Here is an 18,177-nt window from a genome sequence, read left to right on the forward strand (position 1 = left end):
TGTTTTACTGCCCTTGTATTTATAGAGACTTTTAATATGGTTAATAATTATTCCTTATATTTAATTATGTATGGAGAAATTGCTAATATCGTTATTACCCAAGCAGAAAACCATAATAAATCTCTGAAAAATGAGGGTTCTTGGAAAACATATTGAACCAATAGGATAGGAAAAGCTGTTATCAAAATAGATACTACAGATCGAGAAGAAAAGGTGATCTTATGACCCTTTCCACAGTCATTACAGGAGACAAGTTGCCACTTAAACCGAGGTAAAACAGATCTTAATACTTGTGTGTACTTGAACTCTTTCTTACAATTCAAACATTTTTTCATATTTTTCTTCTTTGATCTTTATAATGACTCGAGGTTTTCGGATAACGTTCGCGCATCTACGACGCGACCCAGCCTTAGATAGCTTTTATCTTAGGCCGGGTCGTGTGTTGTCTGAATATTCTTCTATGATTTCACAGCTGACAACCAAGGCGCGAAAGCCCCGCAGTGTAGATGCATTGTTATACGACGGGGTTCTTCTTTGATTATTCCCTCAATGTTTATGATCATTAATTATTAGGTTTGTATTCTATTAAGTCTGACAGCTTGCACTCAAATGTATCACACAGTTTAAATAATGTTTCTAATTTTGTCGTCTCTATATTTACTTCTCTGTATAATTTATTAATCGAATTTCGACTCAATCCTGATCTGGTCATTAACTCTGTTATGTCATCAATTCGATGCTCGGCCATAAGTGTTCTTATATTGCATTTTATCAAATCTATTCCCCTCCTATAATCACTATATTATCTCTGAACATCATATTCTTCAATGGAAAACCACCATTTAACCTTATGAAGTTATTATTTCACTTTACAATTGATACTTAGAGGTTATATAATAACTCTATAGAGTTAACCAGAGGGGGTATGTTATTCATGATTGAATCCTTAGAAGTTTTGGCGGAACCTTTAATTCGCAGTCGCCTAGAGTCGCTATACTGTAATCTATCAAAAACACAATCAGACTACAAACAACTATCTTCTGATTGCGAGCAGTATTTCAAACTAATTCAAGAATCCCTTCCACATCATCTTCAACATAGCATTTTCCTTTATGAAGATGCGCAAATTTCTCTTCAATCCATTCTTGAAAGAAGCATCTATTTACAAGGATTTAAAGATGCACTCTATCTCTTCAATGAATTACATACTTCAATAAATTGAGAGTCTACTGACTCTCTTTTTCTTTTACTGTAATTCGACCCTGTCCTATATCGTTGGCGTATTACCGACGTCCAATCGGCTTAAGGACCGTAGGTCCGGGTAGCTTTGCCACTTAGCTGGTTGGATGTGTCGCCTGAATTCACTTCTCCGAAAATTCCTCTTGGCGGCCAAGGGAGCATAGCGACCGCTGTGGTAATTCAATGTTAGGTGATGTTACTGTCTTCCTGAGTTACTCTCTAATTCTTTAAGTAATAGTAAATTTATCTCTCTTAATGTTCTCTCTGTCTTGAACTCATCTTTTGGCTCAGACCAACTAAATCCATCTCCCATGTATCTTGGAATTACGTGCATATGGTAATGCTTCAAATCATTGAACAAACCACCATTCTGACAAAATGTTATTCCTTCAGCTTTAAATACTTTCTTTAGTAACTTTGACATCCTTGCTGATGCCTTCATAATTGCACTTAATGTCGTTTCATCTATCTCTTCAACATCTACATAATGTTCTTTTGGTAATATTAATAGATGCCCATCATTAAAAGGGGCGATATCCAATACACAGACTAAGTATTTGTCTTCATACACTACATTCACTTCTGGTTCTAATTGGTTTGCTATTCTGCACCCTAAACATTCCATCATTGTTCATCCGTTCTATTGTTTTATTAACAGTAATTTCACCTAACGTTGCGTATTTCTGACGTCCAAATGGCTTAAGGAACGCAGGTCCGGGTCGTCAGACTTAGCTGGTTGAATGTATCGCCTGAATTAACTTCTCTGATATCCTTCTTGGTGATCAAGGGCGAATGACCGCAGTAGGAATGCTGTGTTATAAGATGTCCCCGCCTACTTTGATAATCTATACAAGAGCCCTTGCAATAAATTCATATTCTTTTGTTTTCAGGTTAATTATCCTTGTTCTTAAATCATTCTTAGCAATGAAAACAGGCTCTCCAACTCTATCAATACAATAAGATATTGGTATTGAAATACCACAGTTTCTATATGAACCATCTGCATGACTTGTACCCAGTATCATCGTATTATATTTAACCGCGATTCTCTTGGCCTCAGAAATCCACTCATCAAATTGTTCCTCACTGAACATTCCTACACCTATCGGATGTGCAATATAAGCTAAACCTGTATCATATTCTTCTAATCCAAGTAATCCTTGCAATAATTCCACACATAACAAATAGCCGATCTTAGAACCATTAACCTCAACTGCAGAAGGAGTATATAAACGAACATTCATGGGTGACTTTGCACGTTCTAAAATGATCTCGCCATACTGATTAATTATTAATGCTCTATCTTTGTTGTTATCTCTATAGCCTGTAATGATCATCTTCTTATATTTATTTGCTAACGCACATGCTCTAGCTACATTATCTTTATCTTTGATGTAACCCTCAGGAAATAACACGGCATCAAAATCATAATCTAAAGCTAGTTCAGTTTGGAGTTGTTCAAGATCTCCTTCATGGTTTGGCTGAGAGATAAGTATCTTCATAGATTGTTTCCTCTTTCTAATAGTTTTGCGGGGATTTCTTATAACGTTCCCGTATTCACGACGCCCAGCGAATGCTGGGTGTGGCCGGATGCCTCTACTTCCCCTAAATCCTTCTGCCAGACCGAGGGCGTATGCGCCCGATGCGTGAATATATTGTCTGATGTCAGCTCTCCCTCGGGCTACTAACTCACTTATTTTTGGGGATTCCTCTTCAGTCATTTTAAAGTTTTCTTGCTTTGATAACGAAGGTTACAGGAAACATCTTCGCTCTTTTTACAAAATCACTGTTTTCATCCCGCAATTGCATTATTTCATTGTCGGATTCTTCAATCATTTGTTCAATAACAAACCCTGCTTTAGCCAACGCATTTATATAGGTTGATAGTTTACGGTCAGATAAGGTTAGCGCGCCTTGACAAAAATCAGGAGATACCGAATACCAAGATTCATCGAAATAGCACTTGTTAAATGCAAAGCTATTATTTTCTTCAACAACACATTTGTGTATAGGATGAGACCAACTGAAAATAAATACGCCGTCTTTTTTTAGGTAAGAAGCGATCCGGTAAAAGGTACCATCAAGATCGGTTGTCCAGCCTATGGCGTAAATCGAATAAACAAAGTCAAAATAATCTACGGGTATGTCACATTCTTCTTCCATGGGAGAACAGATCAATTTTGCCGAAAGACCGCACGCCGTCAAATGTTGCTTTGCCTTTTCAATTTGTTTTTCTGATATATCCATCCCCCATAGTTCAGATGCTTTGCGATCCCCCTGATATTGCAGGGATTGACCATTTCCACAGCCTATCTCTAACATCTTTTTTCCTGAGACATCGCCAAAAAGTTGGCATTTTTCTTCTGAGACAAATGCTCCATAAAAGGGAAGCACGATTGTTCCTAAAAAATCATTTCCTTTTGTATCCCAATAGAAGCCGTTTGTTTCATAAACACTATTCTTGTTCATCCTGATGACCTCCTCTAATATAAATTTTGTTCGCTACTTATTTGTTTACCTATTAGTCATTTATTGGGTTACCTCTTTTTATATATTTTACGTATTTTTCAGATAATCCCTGGTATTCCTGACGTCCAAACGTCTTAAGGAACGTAGGTCCGGGTGGCTATGCCACTTAGCCGGTTGAATGTGTCGCCTGATTACACTTCTCTGAAAATTCCCTTGGCGACCGAGGAGCAATAGCGACAAAGCAAGAATGTCTTGTTAGGCGTAGGATCAGCTTCTTAGAACTGCTCCCAAAATTTCTTCACATCTTTTCTCGTTACTTTTTTATTTCCAAACAGATTTCTTACTCTATTTCCCTCAGACTCATCATAAAAGTAGTAGATTATTTCATCAATTCTTTGGTTGTTCAGGATCTCTTTGAATATGTGGTTATCATTGTTAGGCGAAAGACCCAATATTGTGATTGAACCTTCAATATCAGAAAACTTTTGAAGAGCATCATATTCTGAAAAAGACACTTCCGGATTCTCAAGTTTTATCATAATTGATTCATACATATTCCTAACAATTTGATTATCTGATTCTTTCCACTCTTCAATTTCAGACATAAGTTCGGGTTTTGTTTGCATACCATCCACAAATTTTGAAATCGCTATATTCGCTGACTTTCGCATATTAATAATAGAATCTTTTGTTTCCCCTGAGTAAGTTGTCAATGCATTAGAATACAAATGATCATACCCCGACACAATTAACCCACTATCCAGCGGTCTATCACTAAGCTGATTTCTTAAACTATCTGGGTTATAAACATCATCTAAAATATGAAATGCTCCATGTAAATAATTAACTTCCCTATCACTAAAAACTTCAATATTATTATCATAATTTGTTGTAAATATATTATTATATCCTTGAAAATAATCTCTTAATTCAAGAGGATACTTTTTGTGAATCATATTTATTTTACCTGAGTTGTATATAGAATCTAATAGAGATACTCTTAATGCTTCCCTAGTATTATATTTCTCTGGATTTACAACACCATTTTTAATACAGACTAAGTTATGTATAAAAAAATAATCTTCAAATCCAAGAGAATGAAATGTTGTGTACCAGTTTCTACTTTTGTATCTTTGTTTAAAATCTGAAAGTGCCATGTTATCACTTTCAGTCACGACATAAAGATCATATACTCCATCAAGAATATTATTCAATTGACTAAATAGATACTGAATCCATTGCTCAAGTTCCATTGGATATATTTCCTTCGGAAAACTTTCTTCTTTAATATTGTTCACTACTCTTTTCAGAATGTTAGAATTCAAGTAATCACTTCCACCAAATTGTATCGTAATTCCATTACCAATTAGTATGTTTTTCATTTAAAATCCGCCTTCTGTGTGCAATCTCACAATTGTCGTTTTTTTACTTGTTACCGATCTTTCGCCTAACGTTCTTGTATCTACGAACCCTCACCACCTTAAGGGACTACAGTCCCGGCCGCGACGCGGTTAGGTGGTGCAGGGTTATCTGCTGATTTCACTTCCTTGAAATATCACCGGTAGACCAAGGAGCGAATGTGACGCGGCGTAGACACGGTGTTATCCGATGCCTTTGACCTCATCGAAACAGCGGGATCTGTTTATTTATCTTAATCTTTCATTTTATCTACTCTAATGGATCATTATGTTTCAAATCCGATTTAGTAATACCTTTTTCCTTACCTTCTGCTGTAAATCTATAACTAAACTGCAATACTTCGTTATGTGCAAAATATACATATTCAACATATGGTTCATCTTTAAAAGTTACTACCGCATAAAATGACGGTAATTTTATTCCCCATACTCCTTCTACTGATTCTATTTCTTCTCTAGTATAATTTTCTTCTTCTAACAGATAATCAATTACTCTATCTGCATATATAATTTTGTTCACCTGTACGTAAATAATTGGGGTTACTACTAATGTAATTACTAGGATAGCCATTATGATTACTATAATTCTTATTTTCTTGTTCATTATAATAATCATTCCTTTCACTTTATTATTTGTTGGTTTTTATTGATTTTCTTCTGTAAGTTTTCTTAAATTCAAAATTTCAGAGGTTTCGGATAACGTACCCGCATTTCTGACGTTCAAGCGGCTTAAGGCACAAAGTGCCGGGTAGTCAGACCTAGCCGGTTGGATGTGTCGCCTGAATTGAATTGCTTCTCTGAAAACCCTCTTGGCGACCAAGGAGCGTCATCGACGACGTAGAAATGAAAAGTGTTATCTGAGGGGTCTCGACTTCTTCGAATTATCTTAAGGGATATATCAATTTAATAGATTCTTGCATTAATTCTTCTTTGAAGATGTAATTGTGATCTGCTCCTATAATACAAAGAATTCTTTTTTCATGATTTTTTAAATATGTATTTTTAACTCTTTGTATCATTATTTGATTTCTGATTACCCATCTCAAGTTTTGATCTTTTGGGTTGACCTGATATAGCCATTCATATTTTTGTTTAGTTACTTCATCAAATTCATCCGAGTTAAAAGGAATCCTTCCAAAGGAATGAGTGCTCATTTGCTTTAAAAACCAATCATCATCAAACTTTTCAAATTCTTTACGTTTCTCTTCAGGATAATCGTCAAATGGATCAAAGTTATTCCAAACGTCTAATTCAAACCAATCAATAGGTACAAACTCTATTTTCATTTCTTCGCATAATGGAAAAATAAGTTCCCAATATTCACTTGCTGGTTCTCCCCAGTATCCCTTTTCATTTTTATCTTTTAAGTACTTAATCCAACTTTGTGGATGAACCTCACCACAGATAATATCTGGGTCGAACTCTTGAATAATATCTTTATAGAGGTTAAGAGTACTATTATATTTCTCTCTTAGTTCTTGATTATGAATCGTCCCTAATATCCCAACTATTGTCATACACTTTCTCCTTTCATGTTTTTTCTCTTCGAGACTTTCAGCTAACGTTTGGCATTCCTGACGTTCAAGCCGCTTAAGTGACCAAAGGGAACGGGTCGTCAGACTTAGCTGGTTGAATGTATCGCCAGAATAACCCCCTTGGAAATCCTTCTTAGCGATCAAGGGCGAATGCCCCCAGTAGGAATGCTGTGTTGGTATGTTGTCGGGACCTTCTTCGAGTTTCCCTAAATAATTGATATCCTCTTATATATTTTTGATATGTTTCATATTTTCTAGCTTTTTAATATTTATTGATATTTTCAATAATACTCATCTTCTATTATTGAAAATAAATAAGAATCATGGAATTTCCCTTTGTGCCACATATGTTCCCTTAGATGACCTTCTTGTTTCATACCGATTCTTCTCAAAACATTGGCTGATGCTATATTTCCGGGACGGCATGTCGCAAACACTCTATGCACTTTGAAGTTTTCAAATCCGAGCATTAACATTGCTTTTGATGCTTCTGTAGCATAACCACTACCCCAAAATTCGGGGTTAAAACAATAGCCTATTTCAGCATTATTTTCTTTGATATAAATTCCACATCCACCTATTAATATATTTGTCTCTTTAAGTATTACTCCGAATTCATAATCGGTTCGGTCGATAGATTGTTTCTTTGTGATTTGCTGCTCTATATATGCTTTTGTCTCAGCTTTGCTATTCGGTCCCCAAATCGTATATTCAGTTACTACATGATTTGATGCGTATTTATGTACATCTACCCAGTCTTCCATATTAAAGTCACGAATGATTAGTCTTTGGGTTTCTACTTGCATTCGACATCTCCCCTCATTCATAAAAAATAGTTCTTTTGGTTTTATCTTTTTTCAATTTAATGAAATACATTTTTATTTAAAATAAAGATATCACTTGCCCTAAAAATTGGTAGTGTCTTTTAATAATTTTATGAGATTTCGAGTTTTTATATTGGGTTTGCCCCGATTATAACGTACCCGCATTCCTGACGTTCAAGCGGCTTAAGGTGCGTAGCACCGGGTCGTCAGACTTAGCCGGTTGGATGTGTCGCCTGATTCCACTTCTCCGAAATACCTCTTGGCGACCAAGGAGCGTCAGCGACGAAGCAAAAATTCATTGTTATAGGATGTCAGCGCCTTCTTCGAAATATACCTATTCTTCTTTAAAGATTTGAAAAATCAAGATCAGTATAAGGAATATCATTCTTCATATTATTAATATAAAAACTTAATGCCTGCTTATCCTATTCATCTTGTACCCAAACTTTTCGCCTCTAATTGTTTTTATAAACTGCTTCTAATTATTCCTATTTTTTTAATATTAATTATAATCGATAAAATGCAATTGATAGCAGTAATACCTATCCACATATATACTGAATACGACATCCACACCCCTATCATTAAATAATTATTGTTTAATAGATAAGGCCAGATAATTACCAATACCAAAAGCATAATTCTTAAGATAAGTCCGATACTACTTCCTATTATTTTTCTGAACCTTGTCTTCTCATCTTTAATATTTAGTTTTATTCCTCTAACGAGTTTAATTGCTTGAAGACATAAGATAACGACTGCTATTATTACTAAGAATGAAAATACCAAATCAATTAATACATACTCGTCATCATAATTAAATTTATTCATATGATTGCCATTCATATTCTCATATATATTATTAGCAATTAGCGATGATGCAGTTGAATTCAAATTAGCCAGAACAAATATGGCCTGCTGCTTTTCTAAATTAATAATAACCTGCGAGGAATAATTAGGATTCATTCCACTATGACTAACAACTCTATTTTTCGTATCAATACTCCATCCGAATGAATAGTATTGATTCTTATCTTCATATCCAGCTGTTTTTATGTCGACTTCATGAGATTGTTGAATAGCATTCATTAGATTATCCGGTATCTCGCCTATCCCCATCTGGGCATTAATCCAACGTTCTAAATCCTTTGAATTTGTTACCAAATATCCTGCTGCAATATTACCATAATATCTAGGGGCATCATATTCTAGGCTTCTTCCAAAGAATACACGATATCCTTTGGTAAGTTTATCAGATTCCTTTTCCTGACCTGTTGAAAAATAACTGTCTGTCATTCTTAATGGAACCAGTATATTTTCAGTAACATAATCCTGATAGCTTTTACCTGTAACTTTCTCAATAATCATCGCTAAAATATCATAATTAACGGTTGCATAATTATATTCTGTCCCCGGATGTGTATCTAATGCAATGTCTGAAATATTATGTATGGTTTTTTCAAGCATATCCCCTGTAGTACCTTCTGGAATTAACCGAATAGTCCATGACGGAATTCCACTTGTATGTGCTAGCAACTGATTAATACTAATATTAACCTTCCCACCCTTAAAGGTTGGCTCAAACCAAGGAATATAATCTGAAATAGAATCTGAGTAAGATAAGTATCCCTCATCTGCTAACAAAATTATGGCCAAAGCCGTAAACGCCTTAGTAGTCGATCCCAATTCAAACAACGATTCTTCAGTAACCATCTTATTATTATTAACATCTGCATATCCGTAAAACTTATATTTTGTCTCGCCCTGCTCTGATAATACCATAGCCACTCCTGGAGACGCTGATTTGGCCATTATGGTTTCCACCATATTATCCTCATTATCATAATTCCCTGCCTTAAACAAAGTTCCAAGTTCATTCCAGCAAACAACAGTAGTAATTATCACGATAAACAGGATGACACATGCTATAGATGAACCTGTTCTAGTTAGTATTTTCTTCATTGTAATTCTCCCTTTTGTAAGTCTTCTAAAATATTATTGAACTAATATAAAAAATCATAAGTTCGCACGTTGAAACAATAACGAACCAAATTATATGATTATACACCATCCATAATTACCTGCTTGGTGCCGTTATGGCCTAGAAAACCGAAGTTCTTGAAGCCATTTAATTCTTTTCTTTAAGATTCACGATTAAATAGAGATTTAATTTCCTTATCCATAGAATTATCCTCACTTAGTTCTGTAAGTTTTTAGATGATTTAATTTTTTGCGCTGATTTCCGATAACGTTGCGCATTCCTAACGTTCAAGCGGCTTAAGTGGCCGTAGGGAACGGGTCGTCCGACTTAGCCGGTTGAATGTGTCGCCTGAATCCACTTCTCCGAAAATCCCTTTTGCGACCGAGGAGCATCAGCGACGACGCAAGAATATTTTGTTATGCGCCGTTACTGTCTTCGAAGCATCACCTAAAAACCTTTGTTCAAGATTCCAACTCTATTTATTACTTTGGTATAAAAACTCAACTTCACCATCTAGCAAATATCGATATTCAAATAATTGCATTGTTCTTTCCCTAATTCTCTCCCGTATAACCGTGCCTAGGCTTACCGATCCTTGTGATCCAAGGTAACCATTATTAATAAATGTCTTCTCTACAAATTTTGTTTCCCTTAAGTGATACTGTAACCATTCTTTCTGCGATTCAATTAGTGCTTCTCTTGGTTCTCTATCCAACTTAGAAAGAAGCTTTTTATATATTTGATTCAACTCTTTATCCCAAATCTCTGTATATTTGCTTTCCAACGCCCCCCATCCCAATGTTGTAATAATCTCTTTGGAATTTTGAAATTCATTAAATTCCACTTCATAATCATGATCTATAGGATTTCGAAGCATTTCATCATAAAATTCTCCAGTCAGATCATAGTTCCCAATGCTCATGGATAACACTTCTTTATTAGAAGGATCTGATTGACCTTCAGTTATTTCTTTCGATTCTGTTCCATTACCTGTACTCACTACATCAGGAGGCAGTTCAGAATTCATTATTGATTTAGTTTCGCTGTTCAAGGTAGTCGACTGACTAATATTTTGACAAGCTGAAAACACTATCGTTATAAAAAATAATAAGAGTATCTTACCTTTCATAAATTATCTCCTTAAATATTATCTTTAATATTTACCGGTAATGGCGCATAACGTTGTGCATTCCTGACGTTCAAGCAGCTAAAGGACCGTAGGTCCGGGTCGTCAGACTTAGCTGGTTGAATGTATCGCCTGATTTATCTCCTTGAAAATCCCTCATGGCGATCAAGGGCGAATGCCCGCAGTAGGAATGTTTTGTTAGACGATGTTCATGCCATCTTCGAGTTACTTAAACCTATACTTCGCGAGCATTATATAGTATCGCAATGATTTTCTTGTATTTTCTCTATAATCTCACTTACACAACGTTCTATATCCTTATTTGAGCAATCAAGAGTTTTATCACTATACTTAATGTATAGAGGAACTCTTTCCTCGTAAACGTTCTTAAGGCTATTTCCTTTCTTTATTACAATACCTCTGGTTGTTATGTTTATTAGTCTCCTATTAATTTCTTCATATGGGACATGTAAATAAATAATCTGTCCACCCTGTTTAAGGACATTCATAGCTTTATCTGAATATATAACACTTCCACCTGTAGATATAATGCAATTTTTTAGTTGCAATTCAGACACGATTTTTTCTTCTAACTCCAAAAATTTCTCTATACCATCATTATCAATGATATCTTGTAACAACCTACCTTCATGTTGTTGTATAATAATATCTGAATCCACGTAATCCATTCCTAAAGCTTTTGCAAGCAAAACACCTAAAGTGCTTTTACCAGCTCCAGACATACCTATGAGAACTATATTCATATTCTCCCTCCAATTATTTCTAACAGTTCTGATTATTTATATATTGTATGAATTTCCGATAACGTTGCGCATTCCTGACGTTCAAGCAGCTTAAGTGACCGAAGGGAACGGGTCGTCAGACTTAGCTGGTTGAATGTATCGCTTGAGTATACTCCTTGAAAATACTTCTGGCGATCAAGGGCGAATGCCCGCAGTAGGAATGTGATGTTAGACGATTTATTGCCATCTTCGAAATACCTACAAATTATTCAACCATTTCATTCTTCCAAAGTTCTATTACTACATCCATCTGTGAATTATGCACCTTTTTTTCATGTCCTATCGTTTTTAACCACAAGGTTTTCTTATCCTGTATTAAATCTCGGTTCTTCTTAATTAGTTCTAATGCTTTCAATCCATATTCTTTGTTTTTTTGTGATGTTGTATATGCTCCTATAGGTACGCCTGATACAATTCCTGTCTCACATAATCCTAAAAATGTTGTTCTTGGGCAACCCTTCTTTTGCGATGCAGTCCCTTCCCCGAATATCTCTTTCGTGATGACCTCCCAAGCTATTCTTGGACTTTCTAATTTATTTTCTTTTATGTATTGAACTGTTTTCACAGCCGCTTCTCCGTATTTGCTCACAAAATCACCTCTTCTTTCTATTTTTAAAATCTAGCAATAATTTCGTCTAACGTTGATGTGTTCACGACGTCCCACCGACTTAAGGCGACGAAGTCGCCGGGCGCGATGCGCTTAGTCGGTGCGGATGTGTCCGGCTGATTATGCTTCCCTGCTGCTGCCAATTACACCCCGATTCCACATCTAACTTCTGCCGGACCGAGGGGCGAATGCCCCGAAGCATGAACATTGTGTTAGATGACGTACTTATCTTCCAAATAATCTTTGAATCATGGATTTTTCCTTTAACACTGGGTTATCGAGGAACTTTGCACTTAACCAAAAAGAACCTGAAATAACTCCACCTGGAATAATTTCTTTACTCAAAAGTTGTTTATCTGCGACCACATCTATCTCCCCACCTAATGTCTTTACTAGTGACCAATAAAATGTAGCTCCAGTATGTTCATTAGTAATAATAGAAGTGTCTACTACTCTGCCAGTAAATATTGCTCTAGCACTTGGTGCTTCCTCATTTCCGAATAAACCTGAAGGTATGAATGATTCAGAAGCAAATTTTAGATCACTATCTTGAGATTTATTAAACTCGTCTTCATCATCATATACGCTCAGTTCATGTGCAAATGCGGTCAACTGAATATAAAGGATTTGTGGAACTTGAACTTCACCATAGTTGGCTCGGTTAGGCATATCAAAGACGAAAGGATAACTTCCTGACTCTACTGATTCATCTTTAGGATCGGCCCAAGCATGAAATGTTCCATCAAGTATAGAATTTGAATCCGTAATGATTTCATTTGTTATTCCTACTTTGATTTTCGATGAACCGGAAAAATGCGGATTTAAACCAATAACTTCATTACTCTTATTCATTTGAAGCCATAATTCAATTCCCTTGCCCGTTTGAGCATATGAATAAATTCCTTTTTTAGTTTTAATTCTATTGCCGGTAGTAAGGGCATATTCTGCTAATCTCTCAAAGTCTTCTCTAGATTGAACTTCGAATCCTATTGAAGTCATATGGTTTGGCACTTAAAAACCTCCATGAATTAAGTATGTCGTCTAACGTTGTCGTATTCGCGACGTCCATTCCCCTTAAATAGCTCTTATCTTAGGGGAATGGATGTATCTGCTTGAATCCTCTTCCTCGAATATACTTTTGGCAGGTCAAGGGCCGAATGGCCCGCAGCGCGAATATTATGTTAGATGATGGCGTCACATCCTCGAATTGCTTTTCACCATATTCTTCTAATTCAAATATTAATTTTACTTTTATCTAAAATGATCTGATTGTTTCTATTAAGAGCATTAGGAAGATAGAGAATCCTATGATCACAATTATTAGATAGCTAGTATTTATTCTTATCCCTAATTTATTCATTAATTTATGATGAATGAATTGTTCCTTATTAATGGCCTTTTCTTCATACCTCTCTTCTAAAATGATTATTTTAATACGCAATTTATAGATACTTATAAAGGAGACTATACTCCATAACAAAATAACTAATATAGAAAAACCAAATATACTTGAATCAATTTCATAAATCTAATCCCTTGCAGTAACAAGGTATTTTAGGCATAAAAAAAGGAGTACCTCCCCAAATCTCGAATAGGTTAAGCGACAAAACCAACCCAATGAGATAAGAACGAGGTGAACTCCCTATGCCATATATTCGACATGAGAGCCTGTTTTCCCTGCAAGATTTATATCTCATGGATCGTGAAAAACGATTTGATGCTATTTTTGCAACGATAGATCTTGCTCCAGCGCTGTCTGTCATCATCAAGCGATCACGTTTAGGTGCGCCTGTCGACATCAATTATTCAGCCATGATCTACTCCCTTTTTGCACGAATCATTGAACGAATCCCAACGATTAAGGATCTAGTGGAAAGACTTCGTGAGGATATCCTCTTTCGTCTAGATTGTAGATTTCTATTGTCAGAATCTATTCCTTCAGAGGCATCGTACTCGCGGTTAATTCGAAAATTAAGCTAAAGCACTGCAATGGAAGCGATGTTCCAACAAGTCGTGATGCATGCACGGGAAGAATCTTTTATTACGGACGATACGATTGCCATCGATGCACACATATTGAAGCACGAGATCAGGCTCCAACAAAAAGAGGAAAAAGAGGACATTCCAGCGCCTCCTAAAAAACGTGGTCGCAAAGCTAAACATGAGCGTGAAGCTTGGTTACTGCAGCAACAGCAATTAGAGGTGAAGAAATCCATCTTCGAGAAAAAGATTGCTGACCAGTTGCCGGAGTCTTACGAAACACTTAGGCAACAGATGCCCATTGCACCCGAGTGGGGCGTTAAACACAATAGCGAAGGTAAAAACTTGAATTGGTATGGCTACAAAGGTCATCTTGCAGTCGGTACACAGAGTCAATATATTCTCGGAGCACTGCTCTCATCAGGAAGTATGAATGATGGCAAAGCAGCTATTCCATTACTGAAAGGTCTACAAACGCAATTTCCTGGCTATTCGTTCAACCATGCAACGATGGATGCAGGCTACGATTACGAGCCTATTTACCAAGAGCTTCGAAAGAGCAATGCACATGCGGTCATTGCCTAACCGAAGGCGTGAAGCTGAGTTAGAGGGTTTCGATGTGAACTTCGCATCAACCTGCGTGCGTGAACATTCGTACCGATATGATAGCTACGATCCAACGTACGAAACACTGAAATATGCGCGCCCGAAAGAATGCGAAAATTGTCCCTTGGCAAACGATTCATTGTGCCAGAGAGTATTCAAGATGAAAATTACGCAGGATTTAAGAAAATATACTGCTCCAGCCCGTGGTAGCGCTTCGTGGAAACACATTGCAAAACGAAGATCCACCGTTGAGCGTGTGAATGCCTATCTTAAAGAGTTCTTTCAGTTAAACAATGTGAGACATCGAACGGGAGCCAAAGCGAGATTGCACTTTAATCTCGTAACTTTGGTTTACAACAGTATGAAATTAGTAGTTGATCGCATGAACAAGCAACTAAAATCTCAAGCCGCATAGTTTAAAAAACACGCTGAATTTGAATTGGTGAAGTCTAAACAAATTTAGAGCGATGCATTATGAAATTGATTCAGTTTACTCTTTTATTTGTTTTTGTAGTCTGGGTTACACTTTACTATAGAAAAATATGTTATAACTATTTTTGAAGAAATGTTAGCGATTATCGTTTTCTTCTATTTAAGATAATATGTATATCGAGGGGAGTAAGATTGTTTTGAGAATTGAAATGAAAATGAAAAATGAATGGATAGGTGGGTATAAAAAGCTTAAAAAGCAAATGAGCGTTTTGCTTGTGTTTATTATGATTGCTTCTAGTATGTTTGCATTACCCGTTGAAGCAGCAAAAGAAAATACGCAAGGGAAGGTAACAAATACACCAGTTTACGTAGATGGTAAAAAGGCGAAACAGGATATCATTTCAATATCTATTAATAATTCTTTATATTTGCCACTTCGTACTACATCTCAACTGCTCGAATTAAAAGTGGACTGGAGTCAAGCAGAGCAAGCAGTATACATTACGACTAGTTCCACATCGGTTGCTGCATCTTTGAATAATGAAACGGGACTTAAAGCAGGATCGACAATTTCAGGAAAAGTATCTAATGCTACTATTTTTGTAGATGGCAAACAGGTTCAGTTAAAGGATAGCAAAGGTAATGATACACCGCCTCTATCTTTTCAAGGTAGTATATACTTGCCACTTCGTGCGATTGCTAATTCTCTTGGGCTGGAAATAGCTTGGGATAGTAATAAGGGTCAAGTCAATATTAATACTCAGTCTGTTGGTGAAAAACCAACAAGTGAAAAGGGTGAGCAAGGCGAGCAAGGTATCAAAGGAGACAAAGGTGACAAAGGAGATACTGGTTCTTCAGGCTCTACAGGGGCAACTGGACCTGCAGGAGCTAAAGGAGACAAAGGCGACAAGGGAGCAGTAGGAGCAGCAGGGGCTAAAGGAGACAAAGGCGACACAGGAGCAACGGGAGCAGCAGCAGCTAAAGGGGACAAAGGCGACAAGGGAGCAATAGGACCAGCAGGTGCAACAGGGCCAGCAGGTGCAACAGGGCCTCAAGGAGCTAAAGGAGAGAAAGGCGATCCAGGTGCAGCAGGAGCTAAGGGAGATAAAGGTGACACGGGAGCAATAGGACCAGCAGGACCGCAAGGCCCACAAGGTGAGTCCGGAAGTAACTCTATTCCTTGGGCGAATGCTATTACGCAAAATACAGTCGTTTCTGTCACTTATGATGGAGTAAAACTACCTTGGCCGGGCTTTTCATTTAATGCAACTTACTATAAATCTTTATCGGACGGTATAGCAGTTACACAAACTGGCTATTATTACATTACCTATCATGTTAATTTAACGGAGGAAAAAAGCATTGGAACACGTCTGCTCATAGATGATAGACCACTAGAGACTTCTACCATTCCTTCAGGTCATGCTCAATCAAGCTATTCGGCTACGGTGATAGTGCAACTTTATGCAGGAAGCACAATCTCGCTTCAATTGTATGGAGCTTCAGAAGATGTGACCTTAAGTCAAGGTCACGGCGCTTCAATATCTATTATGAAGGTTAGTTGAATCAATTTCATAAATCTAATCCCTTGCAGTAACAAGGTGTTTTAGGCATAGAAAAAGGAGTACCTCCCCAAATCTCGAATAGGTTAAGCGACAAAACCAACCCAATGAGATAAGAACGAGGTGAACTCCCCATGCCATATATTCGACATGAGAGCCTGTTTTCTCTGCAAGATTTATATCATATGGATCGTGAAAAACGATTTGATGTTATTTTTGCAACGATAGATCTTGCTCCAGCGCTGACTGTCATCATCAAGCGATCACGTTTAGGTGCGCCTGTCGACATCAATTATTCAGCCATGATCTACTCCCTTTTTGCACGAATCATTGAACGAATCCCGACGATTAAGGATCTAGTGAAAAGACTTCGTGAGGATATCCTCTTTCGTCTAGATTGTGGATTTCTATTGTCAGAATCTATTCCTTCAGAGGCATCGTACTCGCGGTTAATTCGAAAATTAAGCCAAAGCACTGCTATGGAAGCGATGTTCCAACAAGTCGTGATGCATGCACGGGAAGAATCTTTTATTACGGACGATACGATTGCCATCGATGCCACACATATTGAAGCACAAGATCAGGCTCCAACAAAAGAAGAAAAAGAGGACATTCCAGCGCCTCCTAAAAAACGTGGTCGCAAAGCTAAACATGAGCGTGAAGCTTGGTTACTGCAGCAACAGCAATTAGAGGAGAAAAAATCCATCTTCGAGAAAAAGATTGCTGACCAGTTGCCGGAGTCTTACGAAACACTTAGGCAACAGATGCCCATTGCGCCCGAGTGGGGCGTTAAACACAATAGCGAAGGTAAAAACTTGAATTGGTATGGCTACAAAGGTCATCTTGCAGTCGGTACACAGAGTCAATATATTCTCGGAGCACTGCTCTCATCAGGAAGTATGAATGATGGCAAAGCAGCTATTCCATTACTGAAAGGTCTACAAACGCAATTTCCTGGCTATTCGTTCAACCATGCAACGATGGATGCAGGCTACGATTACGAGCCTATTTACCAAGAGCTTCGAAAGAGCAATACACATGCGGTCATTGCCTATAACCGAAGGCGTGAAGCTGAGTTAGAGGGTTTCGATGTGAACTTCGCACCAACCTGCGTGCGTGAACATTCGTACCGATATGATAGCTACGATCCAACGTACGAAACACTGAAATATGTGCGACCGAAAGAATGCGAAAATTGTCCCTTGGCAAACGATTCATTGTGCCAGAAAGTATTCAAGATGAAAATTACGCAGGATTTAAGAAAATATACTGCTCCAGCCCGTGGTAGCGCTTCGTGGAAACACATTGCAAAACGAAGATCCGCCGTTGAGCGTGTGAATGCCTATCTTAAAGAGTTCTTTCAGTTAAACAATGTGAGACATCGAACGGGAGCCAAAGCGAGAGTACACTTTAATCTCGTAACTTTGGTTTACAAGTATGAAATTAGCAGTTGATCGCATGAACAAGCAACTAAAATCTCAAGCCGCATAGTTTAAAAACACGCTGAATTTGAATTGGTGAAGTCTAAACAAATTTAGAGCGATGCATTATGAAATTGATTCACTTACTAATGAATTATTAGTTGGTTCAAAGAA

The 18,177-nt window shown here is 37.1% G+C and carries 16 protein-coding genes and 2 pseudogenes; 4 read left to right on the top strand and 14 right to left on the bottom strand.

Annotated features, from left to right (window positions below):
* Positions 1-47: 47 nt before the first annotated feature.
* Both ACP8HI_RS20400 and ACP8HI_RS20405 read right to left on the bottom strand, forming a co-directional pair.
* Positions 48-335 (bottom strand): TIGR04104 family putative zinc finger protein, encoded by a 288-nt coding sequence (locus tag ACP8HI_RS20400; protein WP_438347996.1) that lies wholly within the window; start codon positions 333-335, stop codon positions 48-50.
* A gap of 227 nt (positions 336-562) precedes the next feature.
* Positions 563-781, bottom strand: a complete 219-nt coding sequence (locus tag ACP8HI_RS20405) for a helix-turn-helix domain-containing protein (RefSeq protein ID WP_438351920.1) — start codon at positions 779-781, stop codon at positions 563-565.
* Between the two features lie 153 nt (positions 782-934).
* Here ACP8HI_RS20405 and ACP8HI_RS20410 point away from each other — a divergent pair, with 153 nt between their 5' ends.
* Entirely contained in the window at positions 935-1,222 is a 288-nt protein-coding gene (locus ACP8HI_RS20410; RefSeq protein WP_438347997.1) for a hypothetical protein, read from the top strand.
* Positions 1,223-1,435: 213 nt separating this feature from the next.
* On the opposite strand, the gene ACP8HI_RS20415 is transcribed toward ACP8HI_RS20410, so the two are convergent.
* The 12 genes from ACP8HI_RS20415 to ACP8HI_RS20470 all read right to left on the bottom strand — a co-directional run bounded on the left by ACP8HI_RS20415 (position 1,436) and on the right by ACP8HI_RS20470 (position 13,013).
* Positions 1,436-1,864 carry an HIT family protein gene (locus ACP8HI_RS20415; protein ID WP_438351921.1) on the bottom strand — a complete coding sequence of 143 codons (429 nt, stop codon included), beginning with the start codon at positions 1,862-1,864 and terminating at the stop codon, positions 1,436-1,438.
* A 220-nt stretch (positions 1,865-2,084) separates the two neighbouring features.
* Complete coding sequence (locus ACP8HI_RS20420; RefSeq protein ID WP_438347998.1) at positions 2,085-2,960, bottom strand: hypothetical protein; 876 nt, start codon at positions 2,958-2,960, stop codon at positions 2,085-2,087.
* 1 nt (position 2,961) lies between these two features.
* On the bottom strand, positions 2,962-3,708 hold the full coding sequence (locus ACP8HI_RS20425; protein ID WP_438347999.1) for a class I SAM-dependent methyltransferase: 747 nt from the start codon (positions 3,706-3,708) through the stop codon (positions 2,962-2,964).
* A gap of 275 nt (positions 3,709-3,983) precedes the next feature.
* The gene (locus tag ACP8HI_RS20430) at positions 3,984-5,090 is read right to left on the bottom strand and encodes a hypothetical protein (RefSeq protein WP_438348000.1); all 1,107 of its coding nucleotides are present in this window, start codon (positions 5,088-5,090) and stop codon (positions 3,984-3,986) included.
* 286 nt (positions 5,091-5,376) lie between these two features.
* Positions 5,377-5,742: a DUF3139 domain-containing protein gene (locus ACP8HI_RS20435; protein ID WP_438351922.1), complete on the bottom strand. Its 366-nt coding sequence runs from the start codon at positions 5,740-5,742 to the stop codon at positions 5,377-5,379.
* Positions 5,743-6,007: 265 nt separating this feature from the next.
* A complete protein-coding gene (locus ACP8HI_RS20440; protein WP_438348001.1) occupies positions 6,008-6,805 on the bottom strand; it encodes a hypothetical protein in 798 nt (265 codons plus the stop codon).
* A 137-nt stretch (positions 6,806-6,942) separates the two neighbouring features.
* The gene (locus ACP8HI_RS20445) at positions 6,943-7,467 is read right to left on the bottom strand and encodes a GNAT family N-acetyltransferase (protein WP_438348002.1); all 525 of its coding nucleotides are present in this window, start codon (positions 7,465-7,467) and stop codon (positions 6,943-6,945) included.
* A gap of 483 nt (positions 7,468-7,950) precedes the next feature.
* Positions 7,951-9,447, bottom strand: a complete 1,497-nt coding sequence (locus ACP8HI_RS20450) for a serine hydrolase domain-containing protein (RefSeq protein ID WP_438348003.1) — start codon at positions 9,445-9,447, stop codon at positions 7,951-7,953.
* A 494-nt stretch (positions 9,448-9,941) separates the two neighbouring features.
* Entirely contained in the window at positions 9,942-10,595 is a 654-nt protein-coding gene (locus ACP8HI_RS20455) for a lysozyme inhibitor LprI family protein (RefSeq protein ID WP_438348004.1), read from the bottom strand.
* A gap of 248 nt (positions 10,596-10,843) precedes the next feature.
* Positions 10,844-11,356: a shikimate kinase gene (locus ACP8HI_RS20460; RefSeq protein WP_438348005.1), complete on the bottom strand. Its 513-nt coding sequence runs from the start codon at positions 11,354-11,356 to the stop codon at positions 10,844-10,846.
* 244 nt (positions 11,357-11,600) lie between these two features.
* Entirely contained in the window at positions 11,601-11,984 is a 384-nt protein-coding gene (locus tag ACP8HI_RS20465) for a DUF6979 family protein (protein WP_438348006.1), read from the bottom strand.
* A 243-nt stretch (positions 11,985-12,227) separates the two neighbouring features.
* Positions 12,228-13,013 (bottom strand): hypothetical protein, encoded by a 786-nt coding sequence (locus ACP8HI_RS20470; protein ID WP_438348007.1) that lies wholly within the window; start codon positions 13,011-13,013, stop codon positions 12,228-12,230.
* A 633-nt stretch (positions 13,014-13,646) separates the two neighbouring features.
* Between ACP8HI_RS20470 and ACP8HI_RS20475 the strand changes: the two are divergent.
* The 3 genes and pseudogenes from ACP8HI_RS20475 (at position 13,647) to ACP8HI_RS20485 (ending at position 18,073) form a co-directional block, all read left to right on the top strand.
* Positions 13,647-15,003 (top strand): annotated as a pseudogene (locus ACP8HI_RS20475) (transposase).
* Positions 15,004-15,229: 226 nt separating this feature from the next.
* On the top strand, positions 15,230-16,585 hold the full coding sequence (locus ACP8HI_RS20480; RefSeq protein WP_438348008.1) for a BclA C-terminal domain-containing protein: 1,356 nt from the start codon (positions 15,230-15,232) through the stop codon (positions 16,583-16,585).
* 131 nt (positions 16,586-16,716) lie between these two features.
* A pseudogene (locus ACP8HI_RS20485) lies at positions 16,717-18,073 on the top strand (transposase).
* The last annotated feature ends 104 nt before the right edge of the window (positions 18,074-18,177 follow it).

It is taken from the genome of Paenibacillus sp. FA6 (assembly GCF_051550225.1).
Lineage (GTDB): Bacteria > Bacillota > Bacilli > Paenibacillales > Paenibacillaceae > Paenibacillus_AQ.

What these genes read in the sequence shown, in the direction of transcription:
- ACP8HI_RS20415 (WP_438351921.1), bottom strand. Translation starts at nt 1,864, where the DNA reads ATGGAATGTTTAGGGTGCAGAATAGCAAACCAATTAGAACCAGAAGTG.
- ACP8HI_RS20460 (WP_438348005.1), bottom strand. Translation starts at nt 11,356, where the DNA reads ATGAATATAGTTCTCATAGGTATGTCTGGAGCTGGTAAAAGCACTTTA.
- ACP8HI_RS20480 (WP_438348008.1), top strand. Translation starts at nt 15,230, where the DNA reads ATGAAAATGAAAAATGAATGGATAGGTGGGTATAAAAAGCTTAAAAAG.
- ACP8HI_RS20455 (WP_438348004.1), bottom strand. Translation starts at nt 10,595, where the DNA reads ATGAAAGGTAAGATACTCTTATTATTTTTTATAACGATAGTGTTTTCA.
- ACP8HI_RS20410 (WP_438347997.1), top strand. Translation starts at nt 935, where the DNA reads ATGATTGAATCCTTAGAAGTTTTGGCGGAACCTTTAATTCGCAGTCGC.
- ACP8HI_RS20430 (WP_438348000.1), bottom strand. Translation starts at nt 5,090, where the DNA reads ATGAAAAACATACTAATTGGTAATGGAATTACGATACAATTTGGTGGA.
- ACP8HI_RS20425 (WP_438347999.1), bottom strand. Translation starts at nt 3,708, where the DNA reads ATGAACAAGAATAGTGTTTATGAAACAAACGGCTTCTATTGGGATACA.
- ACP8HI_RS20400 (WP_438347996.1), bottom strand. Translation starts at nt 335, where the DNA reads ATGAAAAAATGTTTGAATTGTAAGAAAGAGTTCAAGTACACACAAGTA.
- ACP8HI_RS20445 (WP_438348002.1), bottom strand. Translation starts at nt 7,467, where the DNA reads ATGCAAGTAGAAACCCAAAGACTAATCATTCGTGACTTTAATATGGAA.
- ACP8HI_RS20420 (WP_438347998.1), bottom strand. Translation starts at nt 2,960, where the DNA reads ATGACTGAAGAGGAATCCCCAAAAATAAGTGAGTTAGTAGCCCGAGGG.
- ACP8HI_RS20450 (WP_438348003.1), bottom strand. Translation starts at nt 9,447, where the DNA reads ATGAAGAAAATACTAACTAGAACAGGTTCATCTATAGCATGTGTCATC.
- ACP8HI_RS20435 (WP_438351922.1), bottom strand. Translation starts at nt 5,742, where the DNA reads ATGATTATTATAATGAACAAGAAAATAAGAATTATAGTAATCATAATG.